Raw genomic sequence first — 9,158 nt, 5'->3', positions numbered from 1 at the left:
GCCAGGCAACCATTTTTCGATAGAGTCATCTAGATTCAAGCGGTTCTCTCCAGCCAATTGAAGGAGAACTGTTGCAATGAATGTCTTCGTCGTACTGCCAATGCGAAAGCGAAAATCTGTTTTCATCGGCTTCTTGGTTCTCAGATCCGCTATCCCGGCGGCATAGCTCCAATTTTTACCACCCTTAGAAATTTGAGCGAGTATTCCAGGGTATCCAAGTTGGAGTGAATCCCGTATTGCTTTCTTAACGGAAGTACGATCGCTTTGATTATTTGTTTGTAACGAACTAGATACATTTTGCGTGGGTTCTGCTTTTACAATTGAGGCTGGTGTTATGTATAACAGGGAACTTCCAGCTATTAAAAGTGATAGACTTGCACATGTAATTTTACTGCATGTTTTCATAAAGCATCCTCTCCTTTATTTAAATTGTAAAGTTAGTTGCTTGCTGTTTCGTATTAATCACACAGCTATCATCTCCAACAATGACAAAACAGTCAGAATTAAATTCGTAATTATTATTTTTACAAAGACTATTCTGTCTTAACAAACGGTAAATCCCTTTTCTTCCACATGTATGTTAACCCCAGAAATTACTTCTTTTCTTTGAAACACTCTTATTACTGGTTTGTTTTTTCATATATAAGTCATATCTGTTCCGCCTTTCACACCTCCTTATATTTTTATCCTACACAATGAAAATCTCTTTTTTCTTACCTATTCCTTACAAATTACTTACGTTCAAAATAGCTTCTATAATAGGATAGAAGGAGCATCTGTACCCGAAAGTTCAAAGTATTTTCCAATAAATATATTTATCAAAAAGAAAAACAGATTTTTTTCGCTCCTATGTTTCTTTTTTGTTTTGGGGAACAATTAATTCTTAAGTTGATAGCGATGGGGCGGGCCCCAAACAGTACGATTTTATTCCAAAGACACAACGATTTTACTACACACTTTTTATTTATCCCACACTCTCATCTGCTAGTATTACTATTTTTTATTACTAATGTTGCCGTTTCACTCGGATGGCTAAGAGGAAAATGATGGCCATATGGAACAAAATCAACCTTACCAAGATGCGATGGAGCAGAATAGCCTCTGTCATACTCCCCCCAAATAATGTGAAGGTTATACTTTGTTACTTCATTGAAATCACCTTGATCGTTTTTCAGTAGTAAACTGTTAAGCTGAACCGTAGTATTTAAAATTCTAGGAGAAGTAAAACTTTTACTTATCTTTTCAATATAATGTTCAGGGATGCTCTCCGTACTTTCAAACAAACCATTACTTAATAAATAACGCCCTATCAAATTAGTAGTTGCTAATTTTAATGTCCATTTGTTCATAACTTGAGGAACATTTAGCGATTTAGCATTTTTTTTAGCAACAGGTGGCTGAAGTAAAGTGATTGAATACTTCTTATCTATGTACTCTTGTACCAATGCTTCCAGAAGAATAAACGCACCGAATGAATGTCCAATTAGATGCGCACCATTCGTAGCTTTCTCCAATAACTTTTTCACTACATTCAAATAGATATCTAGAAGATTTTTCTCTTGTTTAAAAGGAGACCGTCCCAAACCTGGAAGATCCAAGATCCATACAGGTTGACCAGTTTTTTCATGAAGCTCTTGTGCTAAAGGAAATAAATCCTCTCCATCACTCAATAAACCATGTAATAAAATAAACGGTTTACCCTTTCCTTGTAATTGGTAAAGGGTAGTGTTATCGCATAATGTTCGTTTAAATAAATGATTATGCCGGCCATTTTGATACATTATTCGATAATCCAGATCAGCTACTACGGCAGGGAAAAATTTCATTACACTCGTCTTCTTAAACCAATCTCCTCCCATAATTTTTTTCGCTGAAACATTTGAAAATTTTTGTTTTGTAATAAAATTCAGTCCATCAGAAGGAATTTTTGTTATTTTACTTCCTCCACTATTCATAATTGCTTTCATAAATGGCATTGGAACAGAGATTTTTGGTGCCCTCATATTCATACTTTCCGACATAATACTTAATAATTCAGCAATGTTTTGATCGTGCTGTTTGTCTTCAACAAGTGTATATGTTTGAATAGTCGGTTGCTCCAATCTGAAAACCTGCACAATAAACTTCGCAAGCTCATCGTTTGAAATAAGTGGTAACCTATATCCCTTACCTCCAGGAATCACTGGCATGAGCCCTCTTCGCATACTCATCACAAGCAAACCTAATCCTGCTATCTGCTCTGTACTCCCTGTTTTACTACTACCGACTACAGTTGGCGGATTAATTACAGAAAGCGGATAACCTACTGCTGATGCCTGCTGACGGATATAAAGATCTGCTAAAAATTTTGTTCTCTCATATGGATTTTTTATTTTCAAATAATTGTTTCCTTCTTTAAACACATCAATTGCAATCTTGCTATTTTTATCATCAAAGGGACTCATATAACCTACAACATGAATAAATTGTTGCAAACCCTTCAATTGATGAATACTTTTAGCTAATTCACTAATATGTTTGGCACCATTTAAAAATACGGAAGCTGCCTCTTTACTTGTCGCTTGAATATCCATGGGGCCTCCTGCGTGAATAATCACATCCGTTTTCAATACCCTCTCCTTATCTTCAGCACTTAGACCTAAATCTATTTTCGTCAAATCACCTTCAATAAAGTGCATAACTTCCTTTTTTAAGATGCCTCTTTCTTGAAAAAGGCGTGTTGCTTTATTTTTCGACCTCACTAAAAGAAGAATTTTAACATCCTCTTTGGCTAATTCTTTTACTAATTGTTTTCCAATAAAGCCTGTTCCACCAGTTAAAAATACTGTTCTCATATAAAATCCCCCTTTTAGTACTACTTAGTACTAATTTGATGTAAAAAAAATGCTTCTTTTATCGAAGCAATTTTAAAAAATGATCTGCTGTTTTCGTGATTACAGTTGCATCCTTCAATGTTTCTGAAATAAATAACGCTCCTTCAAGATTTGTAATAAAAAGTGATGCAACCTCATCAATATTAATCGTATTTCTGAATTCTCCATTCTCTACCCCTTGTTTAAGTAATAGAGAAACTTTCTTTTGTAATCCTGTAAAAAAAAGACCTATTTTTTCTTTTATTTGCGTGGCCTGTTTAGGACTTTGAATATAAAGAGTAATAAATGGACAGCTCCCCTTATACTCCCTCGACTGAACTCCTTGTGATAATTGCTTTAAAAACAGTTGGATACGATCTTCAACTAAAAATTGGTTCTGAGAAAGTATGTCATCAATTGCAGATTGATACATTTCAATCCAATAATCAACGACCCCTTCTAATAATACTTCCTTATTAGAAAAGTGATAATACACATTAGACTTTGAAACTTTGCTTACACGTACTAATTCATCCATACTTGTATAAGCAAACCCTTTTTCTAAAAATAATGTTGCAGCTACTTCAATCACACGTTTTTGATTCATTAATTTTATCTTTGTCATAACTAGAACTATATAGTACTAATTTAAATATTGCAAGTATTTATGTTAATTTTAAAAAAAGTTCCACTAACATTGATTTTACTGCAAAAAATCTTATTTTGAATAAAGTTGAACTGAACCCCGAAATTGTTCATTCACTATCGTCTAATCGGGGGCACCATACATACCCGTCAACTTAAGAAAAAGAAATGCCCCCTGATTCAAGTTGCCTAGCGAAAAAATCACGTTTTAATAGACTTCTTTATCATCCCTACCTTTCTATAGATTACTAGTTATGAAACGAGGATCGTTTCATAACTAGTAATTTACTTGATTAGCTTGATGGTTATAGAGTAGTGCCCCTATAAGCTAAACCCTCCAGAGACATCTATAATCTGCCCTGTTACCCAGCGGCTATCAGAAGAAGCAAGGAATGCTACTGCATCTGCAATATCTTCAACTTGCCCTATTCGTCCGAACACAGATGAATTCGTAGCAAAATTTCGTATTTCCGGATCATCTAGCAATTTTGCATTGATATCTGTCTTCGTATATCCAGGCATAATTGTATTCACTGTTATACCTCTTTCTCCAAGATGTTTAGCTAGAGGCAGTGTCATCGTATTTAATGCACCTTTACTTAAGCCGTATGCAATTGAGCCTGTAAAACCAAGTCGTACTTCAGCTGATGAAATGTTAATCACACGGCCCTCTGCTCGTATTAATGGTAATGTTTGCTGAATTAAAAAGAATGGTGCTTTAATATTCACAGACATAATTTCATCAAAAACTTCTTCTGTCGTATTTTCAATCGTCCCTTGTGTACCTATCCCTGCATTGTTTACTAAAATATCAATCTCTGATGTACCAACTCTTATTTGTAATTCATTCTTCAATTGTTCTACTAACTGTTTGACACCATCCATTGAATTGAGTTCTGCTTCAATTAAAAACGCTTTTCCTCCATTAGATTCAATCTCACTAATTGTTTCATCTGCAGCTACCTTATTTCGGCCGTAGTGAATCGCAACTAATGCACCGTCGTTTGCCAATCTCATCGCAATCGCACGACCAATTCCTCGACTCGCCCCTGTTACTATCGCTACTTTCCCATCAAGATTCTTCATATATTTCCAACCTTCCTAAATTCCCTTTTGATAAATCCTATACTTATATTTTCATGCAAAAACCAATCATTTTAAATACAGATTTATAGGTAATTTAATTCGTTCACTTATGATATTATAGTTATAATTTGCGATTCACTTTAGAAAACATAATAAGGAGGCTACACAATGCAAAACGCTGTAAAATTGGATGAAATCGATCATAAAATTATGAACCTGTTATATGAAAATGCGAGAATTTCTGTTTCAGAAATAGGACGGATTATATCCATGACGCAACCTGCTGTAAAGGAGCGTATGAATAAACTTGAAGATCAAGGAGTTATAGCGGCTTACCGAACGAAATTTGAGCCTTCTAAAATTAATAAAAACATTCAAGCATTCATCATGTTTAAAACGAGCCAATGTACTGATTTTATTCAATATTGTAATGCCGCTCCTGAAGTAACTGATTTATACCGAATTAGCGGGGAATTTAATTATATGATGAAGGTCATGAGCGATTCGATGGATTCTCTCGCTACATTTTTAGACTCTTTAATGCAATTTGGATTATCGTCTCCTTTAATTGTTTTAAAGAGTGAGTTTGAGGAGAAATTGTCGTTCTAATAAAGGGATACGTATTATCCCCGGCTAACAGTAAAAGTTTTTTCTTTATGAGAAAAGCCAATAAAATTAATGATTAGTAAACAAAAAAGAACATTGATATTTCAATGTTCTTTTTATATCTCTACTTATGAATTAGATCTCTATTCGAAAAAAGCACCTTAATCCCCTTACCCTTGATTCCTCTGCACCTCTCTAAATTCCTCCTTCACCTTCTCTAACAACCCTTCTTCCGTAATTAATCGATACGCCGTATTTGCTAATGCTTTTGCCGATGTAATTAATGCTTTATCTCCAAGTTCTGAACGTGCTGCTTCTCTAAATTCATTCGTATGTGCGATTAAATCATCTGGTCCGATTTTAATGTACGGATGAATTGTCGGTACAACTTGACTTACGTTTCCTGCGTCGGTTGAACCGATCCCTACTCTTTCTTTACGATTTACATCTTCACCTAATAGTTCTAGTTCTTCCGCTACAATATCGTTATATGTTTTTGTTACGAGTAATTCATCGATTTCATTTTGGAATTGATGGATTTTTACTTTTGCACCTGTTGCTAACGCTGCTCCCTCAGCAATGTTTCTTACTTTTTCTGTTACTTCTGCACATCTTTTTCGCGTTGCTGCACGGATGAAGAACCTTGCTGCAGCGTTGTCAGGAATAATGTTAGGTGCTTTTCCTCCTTCTGTAATGACGCCATGAATTCTCACGTCTGACGGAAGTTGTTGGCGAAGTGCATTAATACCGTTATAGAGCTGAATAATCGCATCTAATGCGTTAATTCCTTCTTCTGGCGAAGCTGCAGCGTGAGCTGTTTTTCCGTAAAAATGAAAATCAAGTGGATCGACTGCTAGTGAAGGACTCGTTGTCGCTGTTTTTCCGCTCGGATGAATCATAAGCGCCGCATCAATGTCTTTAAATAAACCTGCCTTTACATAACTTGATTTCGCGCTACCATTTGGCCCTCCTTCTTCTGCTGGCGTACCAAACACGACAACTTCTCCGCCAATTTCTTCAAGTGTTTCTGATAATGCGATTGCTGCTGCAACACTAATTGTGCCGATTAAATTGTGACCACACGCATGACCGAGTCCTGGTAAAGCGTCGTACTCCGCTAAAAATGCGATTGCCGGTCCTTGTTTTCCAGAGCTTTTTCGCGCGATAAATCCCGTTTCATGTCCAGCTATATTGTGCTGCAACTGAAACCCTGCACTACCTAGTAATAAACTTAACGTTCTTGATGCGTAAAACTCTTGGTTTCCAATCTCCGGATTCGCATGAATATCATGACTTGTTTCTATGTACTTTTCCTTATTTCTTTCGATACTCTCTTCAATTGTTTTTCTTTGTGACGCTACTCCTGTCGCTCCCATTTTTCTTCCTCCTTTTATTTTCACGTAAAAAAGCCTCTTTCTAAAAGATAGAAAGAGGCTTCTGTATATACAGTCAAAATGAGCTTCTTTCTTATCTTTCAAGTTACCTTGCTGGAATTGGCACAGTATTCATAACGAATCCGCTGCCGAGGTATCATAGGGCCAGTCCCTCCACCTCTCGTGATAAGAATTTTCATAAAATTATATTAAATTATTTTTTATTCTAAGTTCATTCCAAGTAAAAGTCAAGGAATTCCTATCCGAATTTACCGAATATCTAAAAATCCTTTTAATACACCAATTGTCTCAGGTGCTTGCAGTCTTGCACATACGTACGGAAATTCCGTACTACCTTCAAACATCATTTGAGATGTAAGCGGTGCGCCTGCCCAGAAGATTTCATCATCGATTACTAGGAACGGGAATGCTTTATTTTGTCTTTGTAACTTTACATTTTTCAGTGGAACTGGTCCGTCACTATACACTGTTATTTGCGCATTTGTACGCATTAACGCTTGCCATACTCGCTTATCCACTTGTTTTGTACTTGGAAGTGAAATAATAATTTTTCGTTTTGCTGCTAAAATATCTTTTAATAGCCCTTTCGTTTCCTCAAGATTCATTTCCATAAACCAGCGTAAACGTTTCGATATTTTTCGTTCCCACAATTGTCTTGATGTCGTGCGATCATACACATCTCCGTGACGTTCTATATGAGCTGTTAATTGTGATAACGCTTGTTTTCTCGAAAGGTTTTTACGCATATAATGGCAATCTGATAATTGAATGAACTTCCCTCTCGCCCTTGTCACTGCTACATTGACGAGGCGATGGTTTTTGTGATCAAAGAATAATACGCCAGGTCGTTCTTGCGGATAACTGTCAACCGTATCAAAGATCATCATATCTCTTTCAGAACCTTGGAACTTATGAACTGTCGCCGCTAAAACTGGTATGTTTTGATATTTCGTTCTCTGCAACATTTCTCTCATACACGTCGATAAAAAGCGTGACTGCGCCCTGTAAGGCGTCACAACACCAATGGATTGCACACCATCTAACAATCCGATTAACATCATTTGCATTGCTACTAAACCAGACATAATGTTAAAACGTGAACCAGAAGCAGCATCTTTTAACGAAAAAGCTCCCATTTGGCTCGTATCAAATAAAACACTCGCTTCATTTGCGAACGGCTGCAATTGCGCAAGTTCTTTACGCTCTGAAACAGACGGATGATCGTATACTCTATTTTTATAAATAAACGAATTCGTAAACTTCGATATATCTGCATGCATACGTCTTTGTTCCTGCAACATAAATAGGTTCGGATGTGCTTCTGATTTATTAACAGACTCAACAATCCCAGCATGGTAAAACATATCTTCCCCAAGCCATTTGCGAACGAGTTCATGATTTGCCATCGCAATTGGAGGTAACTGTAAAAAGTCACCGCAAACGACGATACGTTTTCCAAGTGAAGCAGCTAATGCAATTTGCGGAACATATGCCATACTTACTTCATCTACAACAACTAAATCAAATGTACGCTCATAAATAAGTGAATCAATGGCACATTTCGATAAAGTTGCGCCGATTACTTTCGCATTTTCAATATATTCTTTTTCTACTTCTTTAATTTTAGCCTTTTGCTTTCGAAGATCACTTTCAATCTCCTGCATACGCTTCTTATCAGCAGATGTTGCTTTATACGATAAGATTTTTTCACGAAGCTCTTGGCGTGTCTCTTCTAAATAGAGTCTTTCCTCACCCCAAGATCCGTTCGTCGTTTCAACTAACTTCGACGCAAGTAACGTTTCATGATTTCGTATATGTTCATGTTGACTATAACCGTAACGAACAATTTCACCAGGCGTCCATTTCTTTTTCTTCTCAATTTGCTTCGTTACTTCACTCATTAATACGTCTACTGCCGCATTACTATGAGCTAACACAAGTACCGATTTTCCTTTTTGATAATGAGCCGAAATAATACGTGATAAATTGTAAGACTTCCCTGTTCCAGGTGGTCCCCATACGTACGTTGTCGGATTGTAAAACGCGCGATATGCCAGTTCATTTTTCGGATTTTTCATCTTCTCAATATGTTTCGGACTGCTCGTCCCATCAACAAGACGCTTTATACGATTACGTTTTAGCTTATCTTTACGTGCTTCTTTCAATCGCTCTTGCAGTTGCTCTAACAATTGCCACGGTTCACTGTATAAAACCGCTTCTCTTATTTCACCTTGTATATAATCATTTAATTTCAGCTCTATTTCTAATCCATGTACAGATAACACTTCCCCTGTCGCTTCCTCACCATCGAACTCAATTCGAATCGGTGAACCTTCAGGTAAGCTTACTTCCGAAATAAGCTGAAATACGTATACTGTACTTTCATAATCTGTATATAAAAAACGACCGTTCATGATAGAAATTTTACTACCACCTATCGTTTTCCAATGTTTAATTTCATACGCTAATGCATAATGCCACTCTTTCATCGTTTCCGATAATGAAGGAGTTTGAGTTGGTGTATTCATCGTATAATCTCCTTCCTTCTCCCCAAACATACTTTCTCACTATACCA

7 protein-coding genes and 1 riboswitch are annotated in these 9,158 nt (G+C 36.4%); of the genes, 1 reads left to right on the top strand and 6 read right to left on the bottom strand.

Annotated elements, in window-relative coordinates:
- The 4 genes from DN404_RS29675 to DN404_RS29660 form a co-directional block, all read right to left on the bottom strand.
- On the bottom strand, positions 1-405 hold a 405-nt coding region (locus DN404_RS29675; protein WP_149215833.1), incomplete at its 3' end, for a serine hydrolase domain-containing protein.
- A gap of 572 nt (positions 406-977) precedes the next feature.
- Positions 978-2,834: an alpha/beta fold hydrolase gene (locus DN404_RS29670; protein WP_149215832.1), complete on the bottom strand. Its 1,857-nt coding sequence runs from the start codon at positions 2,832-2,834 to the stop codon at positions 978-980.
- 58 nt (positions 2,835-2,892) lie between these two features.
- Positions 2,893-3,459, bottom strand: a complete 567-nt coding sequence (locus tag DN404_RS29665; RefSeq protein WP_001072312.1) for a TetR/AcrR family transcriptional regulator — start codon at positions 3,457-3,459, stop codon at positions 2,893-2,895.
- Positions 3,460-3,818: 359 nt separating this feature from the next.
- A complete protein-coding gene (locus DN404_RS29660) occupies positions 3,819-4,583 on the bottom strand; it encodes an SDR family oxidoreductase (RefSeq protein ID WP_149215831.1) in 765 nt (254 codons plus the stop codon).
- A 168-nt stretch (positions 4,584-4,751) separates the two neighbouring features.
- Between DN404_RS29660 and DN404_RS29655 the strand changes: the two genes are divergently transcribed.
- Positions 4,752-5,192 (top strand): Lrp/AsnC family transcriptional regulator, encoded by a 441-nt coding sequence (locus DN404_RS29655; protein WP_149215830.1) that lies wholly within the window; start codon positions 4,752-4,754, stop codon positions 5,190-5,192.
- A gap of 167 nt (positions 5,193-5,359) precedes the next feature.
- Here the strand turns inward: DN404_RS29655 and DN404_RS29650 are convergent, their stop codons facing one another.
- Both DN404_RS29650 and DN404_RS29645 read right to left on the bottom strand, forming a co-directional pair.
- Positions 5,360-6,565, bottom strand: a complete 1,206-nt coding sequence (locus DN404_RS29650; RefSeq protein ID WP_149215829.1) for a M20 family metallopeptidase — start codon at positions 6,563-6,565, stop codon at positions 5,360-5,362.
- Positions 6,566-6,653: 88 nt separating this feature from the next.
- Positions 6,654-6,755: riboswitch (SAM riboswitch) on the bottom strand.
- Positions 6,756-6,831: 76 nt separating this feature from the next.
- Positions 6,832-9,141 (bottom strand): AAA domain-containing protein, encoded by a 2,310-nt coding sequence (locus DN404_RS29645; protein ID WP_149215828.1) that lies wholly within the window; start codon positions 9,139-9,141, stop codon positions 6,832-6,834.
- Between the last annotated feature and the right edge of the window lie 17 nt (positions 9,142-9,158).

It is taken from the genome of Bacillus sp. TE8-1, assembly GCF_008368855.1.
GTDB lineage: Bacteria > Bacillota > Bacilli > Bacillales > Bacillaceae_G > Bacillus_A > Bacillus_A cereus.
Note: the sequence above shows the minus strand (reverse complement) of the source record. Positions and strands in the feature narration are given on the sequence as shown.